This window comes from Bradyrhizobium sp. RD5-C2, from assembly GCF_019972155.1.
Classification (GTDB): Bacteria; Pseudomonadota; Alphaproteobacteria; order Rhizobiales; family Xanthobacteraceae; genus Bradyrhizobium.
The window spans coordinates 199,165-217,456 of the sequence record NZ_BOVL01000026.1 but is presented as its reverse complement, the minus strand read 5'-3'; the positions used below and the strand labels follow the sequence as shown (position 1 = coordinate 217,456).

Annotated in this window: 19 protein-coding genes; 15 read left to right on the top strand and 4 right to left on the bottom strand. The window is 65.1% G+C overall.

From position 1 onward, the window contains the following. The first annotated feature begins 67 nt into the window (after positions 1–67). The 9 genes from BraRD5C2_RS32765 to BraRD5C2_RS32725 all read left to right on the top strand — a co-directional run bounded on the left by BraRD5C2_RS32765 (position 68) and on the right by BraRD5C2_RS32725 (position 8,793). Complete coding sequence (locus BraRD5C2_RS32765) at positions 68–532, top strand: DoxX family protein (RefSeq protein ID WP_223975491.1); 465 nt, start codon at positions 68–70, stop codon at positions 530–532. A 97-nt stretch (positions 533–629) separates the two neighbouring features. Further along, positions 630–2,420, top strand: coding sequence for a thioredoxin domain-containing protein (locus tag BraRD5C2_RS32760; protein WP_223975490.1), 1,791 nt, complete (start codon positions 630–632; stop codon positions 2,418–2,420). A 322-nt stretch (positions 2,421–2,742) separates the two neighbouring features. Further along, complete coding sequence (bufA2, locus tag BraRD5C2_RS32755) at positions 2,743–3,006, top strand: BufA2 family periplasmic bufferin-type metallophore (protein ID WP_212310512.1); 264 nt, start codon at positions 2,743–2,745, stop codon at positions 3,004–3,006. A gap of 185 nt (positions 3,007–3,191) precedes the next feature. Beyond that, entirely contained in the window at positions 3,192–3,449 is a 258-nt protein-coding gene (bufA2, locus tag BraRD5C2_RS32750; protein WP_021077200.1) for a BufA2 family periplasmic bufferin-type metallophore, read from the top strand. Positions 3,450–3,551: 102 nt separating this feature from the next. Continuing rightward, complete coding sequence (gene bufB / locus BraRD5C2_RS32745) at positions 3,552–4,451, top strand: MNIO family bufferin maturase (RefSeq protein ID WP_223975489.1); 900 nt, start codon at positions 3,552–3,554, stop codon at positions 4,449–4,451. After that, positions 4,448–5,233 carry an HvfC/BufC N-terminal domain-containing protein gene (locus tag BraRD5C2_RS32740; protein WP_223975487.1) on the top strand — a complete coding sequence of 262 codons (786 nt, stop codon included), beginning with the start codon at positions 4,448–4,450 and terminating at the stop codon, positions 5,231–5,233. The genes bufB and BraRD5C2_RS32740 overlap by 4 nt, the downstream gene beginning before the upstream one ends. Positions 5,234–5,245: 12 nt before the next feature. Next, entirely contained in the window at positions 5,246–6,022 is a 777-nt protein-coding gene (locus tag BraRD5C2_RS32735) for a creatininase family protein (RefSeq protein ID WP_223975485.1), read from the top strand. Continuing rightward, positions 6,019–7,008: a gluzincin family metallopeptidase gene (locus tag BraRD5C2_RS32730; protein ID WP_223975483.1), complete on the top strand. Its 990-nt coding sequence runs from the start codon at positions 6,019–6,021 to the stop codon at positions 7,006–7,008. The genes BraRD5C2_RS32735 and BraRD5C2_RS32730 overlap by 4 nt, the downstream gene beginning before the upstream one ends. A gap of 96 nt (positions 7,009–7,104) precedes the next feature. Continuing rightward, complete coding sequence (locus tag BraRD5C2_RS32725; RefSeq protein ID WP_223975482.1) at positions 7,105–8,793, top strand: SulP family inorganic anion transporter; 1,689 nt, start codon at positions 7,105–7,107, stop codon at positions 8,791–8,793. Between the two features lie 90 nt (positions 8,794–8,883). Here the strand turns inward: BraRD5C2_RS32725 and BraRD5C2_RS32720 are convergent, their stop codons facing one another. Further along, a complete protein-coding gene (locus tag BraRD5C2_RS32720) occupies positions 8,884–9,276 on the bottom strand; it encodes a hypothetical protein (RefSeq protein WP_223975481.1) in 393 nt (130 codons plus the stop codon). Between the two features lie 34 nt (positions 9,277–9,310). Further along, the gene (locus BraRD5C2_RS32715; RefSeq protein WP_223975480.1) at positions 9,311–10,735 is read right to left on the bottom strand and encodes an FAD-binding oxidoreductase; all 1,425 of its coding nucleotides are present in this window, start codon (positions 10,733–10,735) and stop codon (positions 9,311–9,313) included. Between the two features lie 130 nt (positions 10,736–10,865). Here BraRD5C2_RS32715 and BraRD5C2_RS32710 point away from each other — a divergent pair, with 130 nt between their 5' ends. Further along, positions 10,866–11,384, top strand: coding sequence for a thioesterase family protein (locus BraRD5C2_RS32710; protein ID WP_374708073.1), 519 nt, complete (start codon positions 10,866–10,868; stop codon positions 11,382–11,384). A 45-nt stretch (positions 11,385–11,429) separates the two neighbouring features. Here the strand turns inward: BraRD5C2_RS32710 and BraRD5C2_RS32705 are convergent, their stop codons facing one another. Then, positions 11,430–11,603, bottom strand: a complete 174-nt coding sequence (locus BraRD5C2_RS32705; protein WP_212310518.1) for a DUF1328 domain-containing protein — start codon at positions 11,601–11,603, stop codon at positions 11,430–11,432. 293 nt (positions 11,604–11,896) lie between these two features. Here BraRD5C2_RS32705 and BraRD5C2_RS32700 point away from each other — a divergent pair, with 293 nt between their 5' ends. From BraRD5C2_RS32700 to BraRD5C2_RS32680, 5 genes are all read left to right on the top strand, one after another. Beyond that, the gene (locus BraRD5C2_RS32700) at positions 11,897–14,476 is read left to right on the top strand and encodes an ATP-dependent helicase (protein WP_223975479.1); all 2,580 of its coding nucleotides are present in this window, start codon (positions 11,897–11,899) and stop codon (positions 14,474–14,476) included. Between the two features lie 101 nt (positions 14,477–14,577). Next, the gene (locus tag BraRD5C2_RS32695; protein WP_097674553.1) at positions 14,578–14,991 is read left to right on the top strand and encodes a hypothetical protein; all 414 of its coding nucleotides are present in this window, start codon (positions 14,578–14,580) and stop codon (positions 14,989–14,991) included. Continuing rightward, positions 14,988–15,680 (top strand): OmpA family protein, encoded by a 693-nt coding sequence (locus BraRD5C2_RS32690; protein WP_223975478.1) that lies wholly within the window; start codon positions 14,988–14,990, stop codon positions 15,678–15,680. The genes BraRD5C2_RS32695 and BraRD5C2_RS32690 overlap by 4 nt, the downstream gene beginning before the upstream one ends. A gap of 347 nt (positions 15,681–16,027) precedes the next feature. Next, complete coding sequence (locus tag BraRD5C2_RS32685) at positions 16,028–16,951, top strand: ABC transporter ATP-binding protein (protein WP_223975477.1); 924 nt, start codon at positions 16,028–16,030, stop codon at positions 16,949–16,951. Beyond that, on the top strand, positions 16,948–17,709 hold the full coding sequence (locus BraRD5C2_RS32680) for an ABC transporter permease (RefSeq protein ID WP_223975475.1): 762 nt from the start codon (positions 16,948–16,950) through the stop codon (positions 17,707–17,709). Before BraRD5C2_RS32685 ends, BraRD5C2_RS32680 begins: the two co-directional genes overlap by 4 nt. Positions 17,710–17,841: 132 nt before the next feature. Here the strand turns inward: BraRD5C2_RS32680 and BraRD5C2_RS32675 are convergent, their stop codons facing one another. Next, positions 17,842–18,171, bottom strand: coding sequence for a hypothetical protein (locus BraRD5C2_RS32675; RefSeq protein WP_223975473.1), 330 nt, complete (start codon positions 18,169–18,171; stop codon positions 17,842–17,844). Positions 18,172–18,292: the final 121 nt, after the last annotated feature.

Genomic DNA, 18,292 nt, shown 5'->3' with positions numbered 1-18,292 from the left:
CCGGTTGACGTGCGTTCGCACTGAACGCCGACGCCGGCTGCGTGGCGGAATATTGGGAGGGTTTCGCATGAACTCCATCGTCAACCTGCTGATTCTGCTGCCGGCGCGGATCGCCGCGCATTTTGCCTGGGCCGGGCCGCTGATCATGCGGATCATCGTCGGCTACACGTTCATGCTGGCCGGCTGGGGCAAGCTCACCAACCTCGCCCAGGTCACCGAGAACTTCGTCGGCTGGGGCATTCCATTCCCGACCATCCTCACCCCCTTCGTGTCCGGCGTCGAATGCTTCGGCGGCGCGATGCTGATCCTCGGCCTGTTCACCCGCATCCCGGCCGCGATGCTCGCGGTGGTGATGATCGTCGCGATCAAGTCGGCGAAATGGGGTGACGTCGACTCGCTGGAGACCTTGCTCGGGTTCGAGGAAGCGACCTACTTCGCCGCCTTCATGTGGCTTGCGATCGCAGGTCCCGGCGCCGCCTCGCTCGACCGCCTGCTGGTCAACGCGGTCGAGGGCCGGAAGGCGTCGACCTGAGATTAGGCCGGAAGACCGGCTCACAATGCCGTGACATCGCGAGCCCCGATGCCGGCGGCCCCGTAGCTCAGACGACCCTCGCCTTCGGGAGCGCGCCATGAGACTTGTCCGCAGCATCGCAATTCTCATGGCGTTGAGCGCGTCGCCCTCACTTGCGGCGGACGCCCCGGCATGGAGCGGCTGGAGCCACGATCTGTTCGCGCGCGCCACGACCGAGCAGCGCTTCGTCATCCTCGATCTCGAAGCGGTGTGGTGCCATTGGTGCCACGTGATGGAGAAGACCACCTACGCCGACCCCAAGGTGCAGGAGCTGCTTGCAGCGAGATATCTCCCGGTCCGCGTCGACCAGGACGCCAATCCGGATCTGTCGAGCCGCTACGGCGACTGGGGCTGGCCCGCGACCATCGTGTTCGCGCCCGACGGCAGCGAGATCGCCAAGATCAGGGGCTATATCGAGCCCGCGCGGATGCAGGCGCTGCTCAAGGCCATTATCGACGATCCCTCGCCCGGCCCGTCGGTCGGCGAGGCGTTCGAGATCAAGCCCGCAACGTCGGCCTTTCTCGGGAAGGCGCAGCGCGCTGAGCTGACCAGGACGTTCGACGAATCCTACGACGACAAGCTCGGCGGCTGGGGCGAGAACCAGAAATATATCGATGCCGACAGCCTCGACCTTGCGATCAGCCGCGCCGAAGCCGGCGACGCGACGGCAACAAAGCGCGCAAGGCAGACGCTCGACGCCGCGGTCGCTCTGATTGATCCGGTGTGGGGTGGCGTGTTCCAGTATTCCGAAGCCGGCTCCTGGAGCCATCCGCATTTCGAGAAGATCATCTCGTTCCAGTCGCAATATCTGCGGCAGTACAGCCAGGCTTATGCACAATGGAAGGATCCGAAATATCTCGCAGCCGCGCGCAACGTCGAGCGTTACCTGACGGATGTCCTGCTGAGCCCCGACGGCGCCTTCTATGTCAGCCAGGACGCCGATCTCAATCATGACGTCGACGGCCACGTCTATTATGCGCTTGATGATGCCGCGCGCCGCAAGCTCGGCCTGCCGCGCATCGACAAGAACCTCTATGCGCGCGAGAACGGCTGGGCGATCTCGGGCCTCGTCGCCTATTACGACGCGAGCGCCGATCCCAAGGCGCTTGCGATCGCCGAGCGCGCAGCCAAATGGGTGCTCGCCAATCGCGCGCTGCCGGACGGCGGCTTCCGCCATGGCGATACGGATCGCGGTGGCCCTTTCCTCGGCGACACCGTCGCGATAGGTCAGGCCCTGCTCGATCTCTACGCCGCGACCGGCAATCGCGACTGGCTGACGTCGGCGGTGCGAGCCGGCGACTTCGCCGCGACGTTCCGCGACGACGCCAGCGGCTTCTTCACCTCGAAGACGTCGGAAGGCCAAGCCGGCGTGTTCGCCAAGCCCGCCAAGCTGATCGACGACCAGATCCAGGTCGCGCGCTTCATGAACATGCTCAATCGTTATGTCGGCAGCGACGGCACCCGCGAAGTGGCCGCGCATGCGATGCGCTATCTCGGCGCGGCTTCGGCCGAGATGCCGCGGCCGATGCCCGGCGTGCTGCTCGCCGACGAGGAGCTGGCCACCGAGCCGACGCATGTCACCATCGTCGGACACAAGGACGACGCCCGCGCGCAACGCCTGCATGCGATCGCCCGCGCCCTGCCCGCCCGCTACAAGCGGCTCGAATGGCTCGACCTGCGCGAAGGCAAGCTGCCCAACCCGGACGTCGACTATCCCGACCTCGGCGAGCCCGCGGCCTTCGCGTGCAGCAACCGCATCTGCTCGTTCCCGGCGTTCAGTGCTGAGGAATTGCAGGCGAACGTGGCGCAGATGGCGAAGCTGAAGCCGGCACGCGCCGCGCAAAACTGATTAAAATGCAGACTGTGCGATGCAGCAAACCGATCGGCCTGGCGCAATGAAATACTCTTTGGCCGACGGTGTTTGACATGGACCGGGCGTCAGACCCGGCCCAAGCAAAATTTTCTTTTGAAACGCTGTAACCAAATCGCCTGATACCCCGTAGCTGATCTTGGACGAGCACTCAAATCGCGGGAAGCACCGCGCCGCGGATGCCCCTGCGATCTGATTGCTCTCCGAATATCCACCCGTTGTGCGGTCCGGGATCGAACGATCGAAGGATGCTCACGGCGCCATGTTTTTTTGCTTTCAAACAATCACCGAGGAGATCGTCATGAAGTTGAGTTCGAAGTCCGGCGCAACGCTCGCCGTCGCTGCGGCTACCCTGTTCCTCGCCGGCTCCGTGGTTTCGACCACCTCGACGTCCGCGAATGCCGCCGCGGGCAAGTGCATGGCCGGCAATGCCTGCAAGGGCCAGAGCGCCTGCAAGGGCGGCGCCAATTCCTGCAAGGGCCTGAACGCCTGCAAGGGCACCGGCTTCTCGCTGAGCTCGGAAAAGCAGTGCAACGCGATGGGCGGCAAGTTCGTCAAGGGCTGATCGCATCGCCCCAGGAAGGCCCGGCGACGGCGCCGGGCCTTCTCACGCCAAGGCGCGGATAAATGATCCCGGCATTGGTAACCAAAGCGGGACCACATCCGTAGCTAACTTTGGGTGCAGCCTTCGGCCAACTCACACGGCTTGCGGGCGGCGCACCTTCAACCAACTTGCACAAGGAGACGCCCATGAAGCTTACAACCAAGTCCGGTGCCACTCTCGCCGCCGCTGCAGCGACGCTTTTCCTGGCCGGAGCCGTGGTGTCGACGCAGTCCTACGCTGCGAGCGAAGGCAAATGCGTTGGCGCCAATGCCTGCAAGGGCCAGAGCGCCTGCAAGGGCGGCAACCACGCCTGCAAGGGTCAGAATGCCTGCAAGGGCCAGGGCTTTGCGGAGATGACGAAGGCCGACTGCACCGCGGCGAAGGGCAAGTTCAAGGCCGGGTGAACGGATCGGACCAAGCGGGGCCCGGTGTAGGCCGGGCCTCGTTTCCATGATAGTTTTTGAAGTTGGGCGCCGCGATCCTGGCGCCGGAAGCGCGGAGCCGCCATGAACGTTGCGAGCCGATCACCGGACAAGTCGGTGCTCGCAGAGCGCCCGCTGCAATCGGCCAAGCCGCCGTTCCTCGGCTTCGGCCTCGGCCTGCGTGCTCAGCACTACGACGAGATCCTGAACGGAAATCCGCCGATCGACTGGTTCGAGGTGATCAGCGAGAACTACATGCTGCCGGGCGGCCAGCCGCTGCGCATCCTGGACCGGATCTGCGCGCGCTATCCCGTGGTGATGCACGGCGTCTCGCTGTCGATCGCCTCCACCGCGCCGCCGAACTTCGACTATCTGCAGGGCCTGAAGGACCTCGCACAACGCGTGCAGCCGAAATGGGTGTCGGACCATCTGTGCTGGACCGGCGTGCACGGCAAGAACCTGCACGATCTGCTGCCGATCCCCTACACGCGGGAGGCGCTCGATCACGTCGTGAGCCGGGTGCAGCTGGTGCAGGATTTCCTCGGCCGCGCCATCGTGCTCGAGAACGTCTCGACCTATGTGCAATTCAACAATTCCGAGATGACGGAGTGGGAATTCCTCTCCGAACTGTCGCGTCGCTCCGGCTGCTGGCTGCTGTTCGACATCAACAATGTCTATGTCAGCGCCTTCAACCACGGCTACGATCCGATGGCCTTCCTCAACGGCATTCCACCGGATCGCGTGGTGCAATTCCACATGGCGGGCCACAGCCACATGGGCACCCACATCATCGACACCCACGACCATCCGGTGTGCGAGGACGTCTGGGACCTCTATGTCGCGGCGCTGAAGCGGTTCGGACGGGTCTCGACCATGATCGAGCGCGACGACAACATCCCGCCGCTCGACGAATTGCTGCACGAGGTCGAGCGCACCCGCGAGATCGCGGGGCAGGTGCTGCCCGTGGGCGCGCCGGCGGCATGACCGACTTCGCGCGCCAGCAAGGTGACTTCCAGCGCGCCATCCTCAGCGGCGACGACGGCATCCTGAGCGAAATCCTCGACAGCCCCAAGGAGACGCGCGCGACGCTGTTCGGCGTCTATCGCTATGCCTACGGCTCGCGGCTGGTCGAGGCGATGCGTAACGACCACGAGCTGTTGCATCGCTTTCTCGGCGACGAGATGTTCGACGAGATGGGCCATGCCTATGTCAAGGCACGGCCGTCCGAGCACCCGAACCTGCGCTGGTTCTCGCAAGGGCTCCCGGATTTCCTGAAGGCCACCACCCCCTACAGCAACCATCCCGTGCTCGCCGACCTCGCCGCGCTGGAGAAGGCGTTGAACGACGCCTTCGACGCCGGTGAAGGCGCCGTGCTCGCGCTGGAGGCGATGGCCGGTTTCGCGCCCGAGGTCTGGAACGACCTCGTATTCCAGCCGCATCCCAGCGCTGCGAGGATCGACCTATCGACCAATGCGGCTGCGATCTGGATGACCCTGAAGAACGACGAGACGCCGCCCGAGGCGGAGGCGCTCGCCGAACCCACCCGCCTCCTGATCTGGCGCCAGGACACCACGCCGATGTTCCGCGAGCTGCCGACCGAGGAAGCGATGATGTGGGACGAAGCCTCCGATGGCGTTCCGTTCGGCGTGCTCTGCGAGATGCTCGCGACCTATGACGATCCCGACAATGCCGCCGCGCGCGGCGCCGGCTATCTGCATGGCTGGATCACGGCGGGGCTTCTGACAGCGGCTTCCATCGGCACATAGAGGGCCCGCGGCATGGGCGCCGACATCGTCAGCCATCGCATCGAACGCCTCACCTGGGACGAGGTCGCGCGGCGCGTTGCGGCCAAACGGCCGGCGATCCTGCCGATCGGCGCCGCCGCCAAGCAACACGGTTTCCATTTGCCGCTGAACACCGACCGCCTGCAGGCCGAGTGGTTTGCAGCGCATCTCGCCGAACGCTTCGACGCGCTGGTCTGGCCGACCATCACCTACGGTCACTACCCCGCTTTCGTCGAATATGCCGGCAGCGCCAGCCTGTCGGCGGCAACGTTCGAAGCCATGGTGCATGAGATCGCCGCCGGCATCCTCGACAGCGGCATCGGCACCTTGTTCGTGCTCAACACGGGGATCAGCACGCTCGCTCCGGTCGAACGCGCGCTGGCGCCCTTCGAGCCGGCCCGCGTGAGACATCTGCGGCTCTACCAGGGCCCGCGCTTCCGCCGCACCGCCGAGCAGATCTCCGAGCAACGCCATGGCAGCCATGCCGACGAGTTGGAGACATCCCTGATGCTGGCGCTGGCACCGGACGTGGTCGATCGGGACCGCGCCGAGGCGAGCCCCGCCCTGCAGCACGAGGCGCCCGGCCGCCTGACGCTATCGGACAGCACTTCGCCGAACTACAGCCGCTCCGGCAGTTACGGCGATCCGACGCTGGCGACATCAGCCAAGGGCGAGACGCTGCTCGCGGCGATCCTCGACGATCTCGGCGAACTAGTGACCGCGGCGCTTGGCGAGAACGCCATGTCACAGCGGCACGGCACGCCGCGATGAAGAGCATCCCGACATATCGCGTGATCGCCGCCGCGATGCTGGTCGCTGCGATCCTGATCGGCATCGCATCATGTCATGTCGAGGCGCAGTCCGAGTTCATGCGCGGCGAAGGCATGCCCTACGACGCCTTCGACCGGCTGCCCAAGACCGATCTCGAGGTCGCCGGCGCCGCCATCCATGTCGGGTTCGCACCCGGCGAGATGGCGCTGCCGAAGGACCGGATATTCGACTGGATCAAGGCGTCGGCCCGCGCGGTCTCGACCTATTACGGCCGATTTCCCGTCAGCTCGTTGCGGCTCTTGATCGTGCCGGTCGACGGTTCGCGGGTTCGCGGCGGCACCACATGGGGTTATCGCGGCGCCGCAATCCGGCTTCCGATCGGCCGCGACGCAGGCGTCGACGATCTCAAGCACGACTGGGTGATCGTGCACGAGATGGTGCACACCGCCCTGCCCGATCTCGACGACCGCTATGCCTGGCTGTCGGAGGGGCTCGCGGTCTATGTCGAGCCGGTCGCGCGCGTGCAGGCCGGCGATCTCACGGCGCGCGAGATCTGGCTGGCGATGCTGCGCGACATGCCCAAGGGCCTGCCGCAGGCCGGCGACGAGGGCTTGGACAATACCGACACCTGGGGCCGGAAATACTGGGGCGGCGCGATGTTCTGCCTGTTCGCCGATGTCGAAATCCGCAAACGCACCGGCAACAAATTCGGCTTGCAGGATGCCATGCGCGGCGTGCTCGCCGCCGGCGGCAACCACGAAAAGGACTGGCCGATCGCGCGCGTGCTCTCGACCGCCGACAAGGCGGTCGGCGTCGACGTGCTGACGCGGCTGCACGGCGAATGGGGATCGAAGCCGGTGACGCCCGATCTCGCCGCGCTGTGGCGCGACCTCGGCGTCAGGCTCCAGGGCGACAGCGTCGAATTAGACGACAGCGCGCCGCTGGCCGATATCCGCAAGGCGATCACCGCAGCACGCGCGGGATAGCGACTTGCTTCGCGGCTGCACACGGCCCACTGCGCTGGATTTTGCCGGCGCGATGTCGGACTATCGGCGAATCGTCATAATCCTCACGGGAGACCGATGGCCGACGTTCATCAGACACGCGCCAGCTGGCCTATCTTCCGTTCGCTGGCCAGCTTTCGGCCGGGCGACTTGCCGGGCGATTTGATCGCCGGGTTGACGCTCGCCGCGATCGCGATCCCCGAGCAGATGGCGACCGCCCGGCTCGGCGGCTTCTCGCCGCAGATCGGCTTCTTCGCCTTCATGGCCGGCTCGCTCGGCTTTGCGATGTTCGGCGCCAACCGCTTCCTGTCCTGCGGCGCCGATTCCACCATCACGCCGATCTTCGCGGCCGGCCTGGCGCTGATGGCGACCGCTGGCTCGCCCGACTATCAGTCGCTGGCGATGGCACTGGCGCTGATGGTCGGCGCGATCATGATCGCGGGCGGCCTGTTCAAACTGGGCTGGATCGCCAATCTGCTGTCGACGCCGGTGACCGTCGGCTTCCTCGCCGGCATTTCCGTCCACATCCTGGTCTCGCAATTGCCGGGCGTGCTCGGCCTGACCACGCCGGACGGCCCGACGCTCTACAAGCTCGGCGTCCTCACCGAGAAGATCGGCCAGACCAATGGCTACACGCTGGCGATCGGCCTCGGCGTGCTCGCGCTCGTTGCCGGATCGGAGAAGATCAGCGCGCGGATTCCGGGCGCACTGATCGGCCTTGTCGTGGCCACCATCGCCGTGATCGCCGGCCATCTCGAGAGCAAAGGCGTCAAGGTGGTCGGCACCGTGCCCGGGTCGCTGCCGACGCCATCGCTTCCGGACATCGCGCCGGAGCGGTGGATCAAATTGCTGTCGCTGGCGATCCTGATCGCCATCGTCGTCATGGTGCAGACCGCGGCGACGACGCGCTCGTTCCTGTCAGACCCGGACAAGCCGGCCGACGTCGATCGCGACTTCCTCGGCGCCGGAGCCGGCAGCGTGCTCGCCGGCCTGTTCGGCGCTTTCCCCGTCAACGCCAGCCCGCCGCGCACCGGCATCGTGTCGGAGACTGGCGGGCGCACGCAGGTCTCGGGGCTGTTTGCCGCGGCCATCGTGCTCGCGCTGCTGGCGTTCGGGGCGACGCTGCTGCAGCACGTGCCCGATGCGGCGCTCGGCGGCGTCCTCTTGTTCGTGGCGCTGCGCATCATCCGCGTGAAGCAGATCGTCGCGATCTTCCGCCAGTCGTTCTACGAATTCCTGCTGGTGGTGGCGACGGCCGCCGCGATCATCGTGCTGCCGATCGAGCAAGGCGTCGCCGTCGGCATCGCGCTGTCGCTGCTGCACGGCATCTGGACCACGACGCGCGGCCAGCTGGTGGAATTCGTCCACGTGCCCGGCACCACGATCTGGTGGCCGACCGGCCCGCACGTCACCGGCGAGCGCAAGCCCGGCATTGCCGTGGTCGGCCTACAGGCCCCGTTGTCGTTCCTCAACGCGGAAGGTTTTCACGGCGGCGTGCTCAAGACCATCGGCCACGCGACGCCCAAGCCGAAACTGCTGGTGATCGAGGCCAGCGGCATGATCGAGATCGATTTCACGGCGGCGCAGGCGCTGCGCGACCTGTTTCGCGAGTGCCGCGATGACGGTGTGACATTGGCGGTGGCGCGGCTCGAATCCTCCCGCGCCCAGGAGGCGTTCGAGCGCTTCGATCTCTACGCCGTGCTGCCGAGGGACCACGTCTTCCACAGCGTCGATGAAGCGGTTCGCACGCTGGGCGGGCAGACGTAGCCCGGGTGAGCGCAGCGATACCCGGGAAAATCGTTCCCGCATATCGCTTCGCTCATGCGGGCTACTGGCTCTCCACTCAGCCGGAACAACTCAGGCCTGCTCGCCCTCGAGCGTCGGATGCTCCTTCAGCACCTCGGCCTTGATCGAGTTGGCGTGGATGGCGCGGAACAGCGCCCGCCCGGTCTTGACGTTGTTAGCCTTCATGCAGAGGCAGACGATCTCGCGCACCGCGGAATCCCGCACCAGCTCGTCGGATATCCTCATCGCGGTCTTCATCGCGACCTTGGCGGCACGCTCGTAGCGATCGCGCTCGATCTGCTGCTTCTCCGGCGAGCGTATGTCGGCCGAAGAGACCGCCTCGGCACAGCCGGCCGCATCGCGGCAGATCGCACGGATTCTCTGCGCAGCCTCGATGTCGCCGAGCGGCTGCGCGACGGGGTCGTCCCAAATATCCTTGCGCTTGGCCTTACTGAACCACGACATCGCAACGTCCTGTGGCCCCGGAATATCCGATTCGTCAGGCCACAGGAACGATCTTGCCGGGATTGAAAATGTTCTGCGGATCGAGCGCGTGCTTCAGCGCCCGCATCGCGTCGAGCGCCTCAGGGCCGAGCTCGGCCTTCAGATATTTCTGCTTGCCCTGGCCGATGCCGTGCTCGCCGGTGCAGGTTCCGCCCATCGCCTGCGCCCGTTCGACCAGCCGATGCATGAACTCCTCGCCGCGCGCCATCTCGTCGCTGTTGTTGACGTCGCAGACCAGCGAGCAGTGGAAATTGCCGTCGCCGACATGGCCGACGATCGGCGACAGCAAATTGAGCCGCTTCAGATCGTCCTCGGTCTCGGTGACGCAGTCGGCAAGCCGCGAGATCGGCACGCAGACGTCGGTTGCGACCACGCCGATGCTGTCGCCGGGACGAATCGCCTTCACCGACCAATAGGCATCGTGCCGAGCCTGCCACAGCTTGGTGCGGTCCTCCGGCTTGGTGGTCCAGGTGAACTCGCCGCCGCCGCACTCGGCGGCGATGTCGCGGAAATTCTTCGACTGCTCGGCGACCTCGACCTCGCTGCCGTGGAATTCCAGCAGCAGCAGCGGCGTCTCCAGCAGCGACAGCTTCGAATAATTGTTGCAGGCCTTCACCTGCGCGGCATTGAGCAGCTCGATCCGCGCGACCGGAATGCCGGTCTGGATCGCGAGGATGGTGGCCTGGCAAGCGCCCCGCACGGTCTCGAACGAACAGGCGGCGGCCGCGATCGTGTCGGGAATGCCGCGCAGGCGGATGGTCAGCTCGGAGATGATGCCGAGCGTGCCTTCGGCGCCGATGAACAGATGCGTCAGGTCGTAACCCGCCGACGACTTCTTGGCGCGCGTGCCTGTGGTGATGATCTCGCCGTCGCCGCGCACCACTTTCAGCGCCAGCACGTTCTCTCGCATGGTGCCGTAGCGCACCGCGTTGGTGCCGGAGGCGCGGGTCGAGGTCATGCCGCCGAGCGAGGCATCGGCGCCGGGATCGATCGGGAAGAACAGGCCCTGGTCGCGCAGATGCTCGTTCAGTGCCTTGCGGGTCACGCCGGGCTGGATCACGCAGTCGAGGTCCTCGGCGTGCACCTCGAGCACCTTGTTCATGTCGCGCAGATCGATGCAGACGCCGCCTGCCGGGGCGTTGACCTGGCCTTCCAGCGAAGTTCCGGTGCCGAAGGCGATGACGGGCACGCGATTGGCGGCGCAGATCCGCACCACGTCCTGGATGTCGGCGGTTTCCTGCGCCATCACCACCGCATCGGGCGGCTGGGTCGGCAGCCAGGTGGTGGTATGGGCGTGCTGTTCACGCACGGCTAAAGACGTCACGAGCCGGTTGCCGAACCGCGCCGCCAGCGCGTCGATCGCGCGCTTCAGGGCCTCCGGCTCAGGTCGCGTCAGATTGCTCGAAATCGTTGTCGCCACGTCGAATTTCCTCCCGGCTTTAGCCGACCGTGGCAAAGCTTGTATAAGGGGTCAAGAGAGCCTGACTTGAAAAAGTGGACGCCGGAGTCACAGAAAAGCTCATGCTCGAACGCCAACGAACCGGGGACGGATGATGACTTCAGCGACTGCCGCCAGCGAGATGCCGCTTCCTTCGGCTCCGTTCAAATCTTCCGTGATGCAGATCGATCCGCAATGGATCGACTATAACGGCCATCTCAACATGGCCTATTACAATGTGATGTTCGACCGCGCCATCGACGAAATGTGGCTGCAGCTCGGCATCGGGCCGGCCTACATGAAGGCGCGGCACTGCTCGACCTTCACTGCCGAGTGCCACGTCCGCTATCTGAGAGAGATTCATCTCGGCGATCCCGTGCAGGTCTCGGTCTTCCTGCTCGGCGCCGACGAGAAGCGGCTGCACACGTTCGAGGAGCTGCGCCACGCCACCGAGGGCTGGCTCTCCGCGACTTCGGAAAACCTCACGCTGCACATCGACATGGAGGCGCGCAAGGTGGCGCCGTTTCCGCCTGATATTCGCGCCCGCACTCAGAAGATCGTGGATAGCTATGCGGGCGTGCCGCGACCCGAGGGCATCGGCCGCAACGTGGCGATGCCCTCGAAGAAATAGCCAGCCCTTCGCTAGACCCAGCCTTTCGCTAGACCCAGCCCTTCGCTAGACCCTCGTGCGGCCGCGCGCCAATCCGACCACCGCCGACACCAGGAACAGGATGATGGCGATGAAGAAGATCGCCTTGGCGATTTCGATCGAGGCGCCGGCGATGCCGCCGAAGCCCAGAATGCCCGCGATCAGGGCGACGACCAGGAATGTGACGACCCAGCTCAACATGATCAAACCTCTCGCTTCGTTTCCTTGTTCGGTTCTTGGCGCGGGCGCTTAGCCGGCGCCGCATCTGTTGAAACAATCCTGCGGGGAAACGCTGGTTCCTGAGCGCGAAACCGGGAAATTTTCGCCGATTTCAGGAACCGGGCCTGTTGTGCGCTGCTGCCAAAACCGTTCCAAACGGCCACGATAAAACCTGTCAAAACGGCCGATCAGGCCCTATATGGCCTTCAATCCCTGTTAAGAAGGCTCCCCTTCACCGTCCCACGGTGCCATCGTGGGGCCGAGACGATTCGCCAATGACCGAGCCGAGCAAACTGCCCCATCACGGCGTTCCCGAGCACCAGCCGGTGGCTGGCGGCATCGCCGCGCGTGCGCGGGCTGCGGCGGGCGCTCCGCAATATCTCAACGGCCTCAATCCGGAGCAGCGCGAGGCGGTCGAGACACTCGACGGGCCCGTGCTGGTGCTTGCCGGCGCCGGCACCGGCAAGACCCGCGTGCTGACCACGCGCATCGCGCATATCCTGAGCCAGGGCCGCGCGCGGCCGCAGGAAATCCTGTCGGTGACCTTCACCAACAAGGCGGCGCGCGAGATGAAGCTGCGGCTCGGCCAGATGCTGGGCCAGGCGGTCGAAGGCATGCCGTGGCTCGGCACCTTCCATTCGATCGGCGGCCGCATCCTGCGCATCCACGCCGAGCTGGTGCAGCTCAAATCCAACTTCACGGTGCTCGACGTCGACGACCAGGTACGGCTGCTGAAGCAACTGTTGCAGGCCGAGAACATCGACGACAAGCGCTGGCCGGCGCGGATGCTCGCCGGCCTGATCGACAGCTGGAAGAACCGCGGCCTGTCGCCGTCACAGGTGCCGGCGGGCGAAGCCGCCTCGTTCGGCAACGGCAAGGGCGGCAAGATCTACGCGACCTATCAGGAGCGGCTGAAGATCCTCAACGCGGCCGATTTCGGCGATCTCCTGCTCGAGAACATCAGGCTGTTCCGCGAAAATCCTGACGTGCTCCGGCAGTACCAGAACCGCTTCAAGTTCATCCTGGTCGACGAATATCAGGACACCAACGTCGCGCAGTATCTGTGGCTGCGGCTGCTGTCGCAGGCGCCGTCGCGGCCGGGGCGATCGCTCGCCGATGTCATTCCGGGCGACATCACCTCTCCCGTCATTCCGGGGCATGCCGAAGGTATGAACCCGGAATCCAGAGGTCATGAGGACTCATCTCGAGATTCCGGGTCTGCGCCTGCGGCGCATCCCGGAATGACAGAGAATGCGGCCCCACTGAAAAACATCTGCTGCGTCGGCGACGACGACCAGTCGATCTATGGCTGGCGCGGCGCCGAGGTCGACAACATCCTGCGCTTCGACCACGATTTCCCCGGCGCCAAGGTCATCCGCCTCGAGCGCAATTACCGCTCCACAGGCCACATCCTGGCCGCGGCCTCGCATCTGATCGCGCACAATGAGGGCCGGCTCGGCAAGACGCTGCGCACCGAGGATGTCGACGGCGAGAAGGTCACCGTTACCGGCTCCTGGGATTCGGAGGAGGAGGCGCGCGCGATCGGCGAGGAGCTCGAGGAGTTGCAGCGCGCGGGCGAAAACCTCAACAACGTCGCCATCCTGGTCCGTGCCTCGTTCCAGATGCGCGAGTTCGAAGACCGCTTCGTCACGCTCGGCCTGCCCTATCGCGTGATCGGCGGCCCCAGATTCTATGAGCGCGCGGAAATCCGCGACGCGCTGGCATACTTGCGCACCATCAACTCGCCGGCCGACGATCTCGCCTTCGAGCGCATCGTCAACGTGCCGAAACGGGGGCTCGGCGATGCCACCGTGCAGCTGCTGCACGACCACGCCCGCAAGCGCCGCATTCCGCTGTTCGAGGCGGCACGCGCCGTGGTCGAGACCGACGAGCTGAAGCCGAAGGCGCGCGGGTCGTTGCGCGATCTCGTCATGCAGTTCGACCGCTGGCGCGCCCAGCGCGAGGTCACCTCGCATACCGAGCTCGCCGAGATCGTGCTCGACGAGAGCGGCTATACCGAGATGTGGCAGAAGGACCGCTCGGCCGACGCCGCGGGCAGGCTCGATAACCTCAAGGAGCTGGTGCGATCGATGGAGGAATTCGAGAACCTGCAAGGGTTTCTCGAACATATCTCGCTGGTGATGGACCGCGACGGCGAGGCCGGCGACGAAGCCGTGTCGCTGATGACGCTGCATTCGGCCAAGGGCCTCGAATTCGACAACGTGTTCCTGCCGGGCTGGGAGGAAGGCCTGTTCCCCAGCCAGCGCACGCTCGACGAACAGGGCCGCGCCGGGCTCGAGGAGGAGCGCCGCCTTGCCCATGTCGGGCTGACCCGCGCCCGCCGCCGCGCCAAAATCTATTTCGCGACCAACCGCCGCATCCATGGCACCTGGTCGACCACGATCCCTTCGCGCTTCCTCGACGAGTTGCCGGCGCACAATGTCGAGATCACCGAATCCAAGGGCGGCTCGGGCTGGGGCGGCAGCGGCGGCTATGGCGCCTCGCGCTTCGACAACCTCGAATCATTCGGCTCGAGCTATTCGACCCCGGGCTGGCAGCGCGCCCAAGCCAACCGCAATCGCGGCGGGGGGGGGCGTAGCGGCGGCTTCGAGGAGCGGCAATCGTCCTTTTCCTCCGAAAGCTTCAATCGCACCAAGCGCGGCCCCATGGTGATCGAGGGCGAGTTGGTGGCGAAGTCCACGGGCACGACGTCGGAATTTTCGCTGGATGACCGGGTGTTTCACCAGAAATTCGGCTACGGCCATGTGGTGAAGATCGACGGCAACAAGCTGACCATCGCCTTCGAAAAGGCCGGCGAGAAGAAGGTGGTCGACAGCTTTGTGGAACGGGCGTGAATAGCGGCTTTCCTTGGCGGCCTTCGTTAGTGGCCTTCGTTGGCGGCCTTCTCTGTTCGTAGCCCTTGACCATCGCTGATTTCACGGGTTGAGATGGCCCCATGGTCCGGGGTGGGTTTTTCCTTTTTGTCATCGCGCTCACTGCGCCGTCGCTGGCGGTCGCGGAAACGATCAGCTTTGGCGATTCCGCAGCGCAGCTCGCCAAGGCCTGCGGCGCCGACATCACCGCCAATTGCCGCGGCGTCAATCTCGACTCCAACCGCCTCAAGGAGTGCCTGTCGCGCAACCGCGACGTGATCTCGCCGCAGTGCAAGGAGAGCTACTTCTCCACCCTCGATGCGATCCAGAAGCGGATCGCGGCGCGCGTGACAGTTGCCAACGTATGCACCCGCGAGATCGTCAAGGTCTGCGGCGGCTCGACCAAGGAGACCAGCAAATCGGTACCCTGCCTCGTCACCGCCAAGGGCCTTAGCCGCAATTGCGCCCAGGCGATCAATGACGCGGGGTATCAATGATGCGCCTGACGACGCGAGGCTTGCGCAATCCTGGCCTTCTGGGCGTGCTCGGCACGCTGGTCTTGCTGGCGATGCCGCTTGCGCCAGCCCAGGCGCAAACCGCCATCACGCGCGACGACGTCATCGCCAAGCTCAATCACTACGAGACGGACGCAACGATCGACGTCCCCGCATTGCGCCAGCAAGTGCTGGAACGATCGCGGTCGCGATCGAAAAACGAGCCGCCGCCGCAAAAGCGGCCGCCGATCGCCCCCGACCTGACCAACCTGCCGACATTCAACGCCGACATCCAGTTTGATGTCGACACGCCGATCGTGCTGCCCGACTCCTATCAGTCCGTCGGGCGCATTGCCGATGCGCTGACGCACTCTTCGCTGTTGCCCTACACCTTCCTGATCGTCGGTCACATCGAATCGACCGGACGGCGCGAGAACAACGTGCTGCTGAGCCAGCGGCGCGCCGACGCGATCCGCGACATCCTGGTCAACACCTTCAAGATCACGGCGAAGCGCCTGCAGTCGGTCGGGCTTGGCGAAGAGCAATTGCTCGACGCCGCCCGCCCCAACGCGCCGGTCAACAACCAGGTGCAGATCATGCTGGTCGGCAAGGTCGCCGATACCGCGCCGCCCGCGCACCCCGCCCCGGCGGCGGCCGCCAAGAAGCCAGCGAAACCGGCGAAGCGGCACTGATTGGATTGAATAGCGGAGCGTCGGAACTGCGTCCCCTCCCGCCCGTATGCGATGGCCCCGGAACGAAGGGCGCCGCCACAACTTCGGAATACTAGAAGAGCACCGCTGATTTGCCCGACTGGTCAAATTGCAATGCCCGCCGCCCGCCGCCGGCTCCTTTGCATGGGGTTGTTTTCGATATTTTGGCAGTGCGCCCCTAAGGCGCGCCGCAGAATAAATTTCTCCCTCGCCAACCGATTGCAGAACGGACCGTGCGTCCCTATCTGGGCTGAACCCGCATCACGCCCCCCGCCCGCCCGCCCGGGCTCCAATCCGCGCGCGCCCTTCCCTCACGCTTCCGATCCTCCATGTCGCCGATCATCTCCGTATCCAATCTGTCAAAGACCTATGGCTCCGGTTTCAAGGCGCTGAAGGGCATCAATCTCGATATCTTCAAGGGCGAGATCTTCGCGCTGCTTGGGCCGAACGGCGCCGGCAAGACCACGCTGATCAGCATCATCTGCGGCATCGCCAATCCGAGCGAGGGCCGCGTTTCGATCGGCGGACACGACATCATCGCCGACTATCGCGCGGCGCGGTCGATGATCGGGCTGGTTCCGCAGGAACTGCACACCGATGCCTTCGAGACGGTCTGGGCGACGGTCAGCTTCAGCCGCGGCCTGTTCGGCAAGCCGAAGAACCCTGATCATATCGAGAAGGTGCTCAAGGACCTGTCGCTGTGGGACAAGAAGGACAGCAAGATCATCACGCTGTCCGGCGGCATGAAGCGCCGTGTGATGATCGCCAAGGCGCTGTCGCACGAACCCCAGATCCTGTTCCTCGACGAGCCCACCGCCGGCGTCGACGTCGAGTTGCGCAAGGGGATGTGGGAAGTGGTCCGCACGCTGCAGGCGGCCGGCGTCACCATCATCCTGACCACGCATTACATCGAAGAAGCCGAGGAGATGGCCGACCGCATCGGCGTCATCAACAAGGGTGAGATCATCCTGATCGAGGACAAGGCGACCTTGATGCAGAAGCTCGGCAAGAAGCAGCTGACGCTGCAATTGCAGAGCAAGCTCGACGCCGTTCCGCCCGCGCTCGCCGCCTATAGCCTCGAACTCTCCGACGACGGCCACGCGGTGACCTACGACTACGACACCAAGGGCGATCGCACCGGCATCACCAGCCTGCTCAACGATCTGCGCAACGCCGGCGTCCGGATCTCCGATCTCGATACCAGGCAGAGCTCCCTCGAAGACATCTTCGTCAGCCTCGTGAGGGCGCCATGAACTACCGCGCAATCCGGGCGATCTATCTGTTCGAAATGGCGCGCACCTGGCGCACGCTGCTGCAGAGCATCGTCTCGCCTGTGGTTTCGACCTCGCTGTATTTCGTGGTGTTCGGCGCCGCGATCGGTTCGCGCATCACCGAGGTCGAGGGCGTCAGCTACGGCACCTTCATCGTGCCGGGGCTCGTGATGCTGTCGGTGCTGACCCAGAGCATCTCGAACGCCTCGTTCGGCATCTACTTCCCGAAATTCGCCGGCACGATCTACGAGATCCTGTCGGCGCCGATCTCCTATCTCGAGATCGTCATCGGCTATGTCGGCGCCGCCGCCACCAAGTCGATCATCCTCGGCCTGATCATCCTGGCCACCGCCGGACTTTTCGTACCTCTGCATATCCAGCATCCGGTGTGGATGCTGACCTTCCTGGTGCTGACGGCCGTCACCTTCAGCCTGTTCGGCTTCATCATCGGCATCTGGGCCGACGGCTTCGAGAAGCTGCAGATGATCCCGATGCTGGTGGTGACACCGCTAACCTTCCTCGGCGGCAGCTTCTATTCGGTGAACATGCTGCCGTCGGGCTGGCGCACCCTCACGCTGTTCAATCCGGTGGTCTATCTGATCTCCGGCTTCCGCTGGAGCTTCTACGAGATCGCCGATGTCAGCGTCGGGCTCAGCCTCGGCATGACTGCGGGCTTCCTGATCGCCTGCATGGTGATCGTGGCCTGGATCTTCCGGACCGGCTACCGGCTGAAGAACTGACTTGCGAAGCAAGTCATTCCGCGGCGCGCCCTGGCGCGAACCTCAGATGCGCAATTGCGCATCTGGGAATCTCGCGCCATCACCTCGAGATTCCGGGTTCATGCTTCGCATGCCCCGGAATGACGATGCCGATCAATAGCAATGGAAATGGCCGTGGCGGTAATAGCCGCGGCAGCGGTGGCCACGGCGGTAGCCGCGATCCGGGATACCGAACACGCCCTTGACCGCGCCCATGGCGCCGCCGACCCCGGCACCGACGGCACCGCCAACCACGCCACCTATCGGACCGGCGGCCCGATTACCCTCATAAGCACCTTCATGCGCCCCGCGGACGATACCCTGGGCATGGCCGGCTTGGGGGACAGTCACCAGCGCCAAAGCGAGGGCTGCGGCCGCAAGCAGGAGTCGCGCGGAGAGGCCGGCCGGGACGACGGCCGCGGTCTTGACCTTGGTGTTGTTCATCTTGGTTCCTTGGTACGCGGCGCGAACGCGCCGCCGGGGCGGGACTGTGAAACGCCCATGCGGCCAAATGGTTGCGTAGCAATGACCGGTTGGGGCCGTTGTCGCGGCTTGCTCGCGAAAA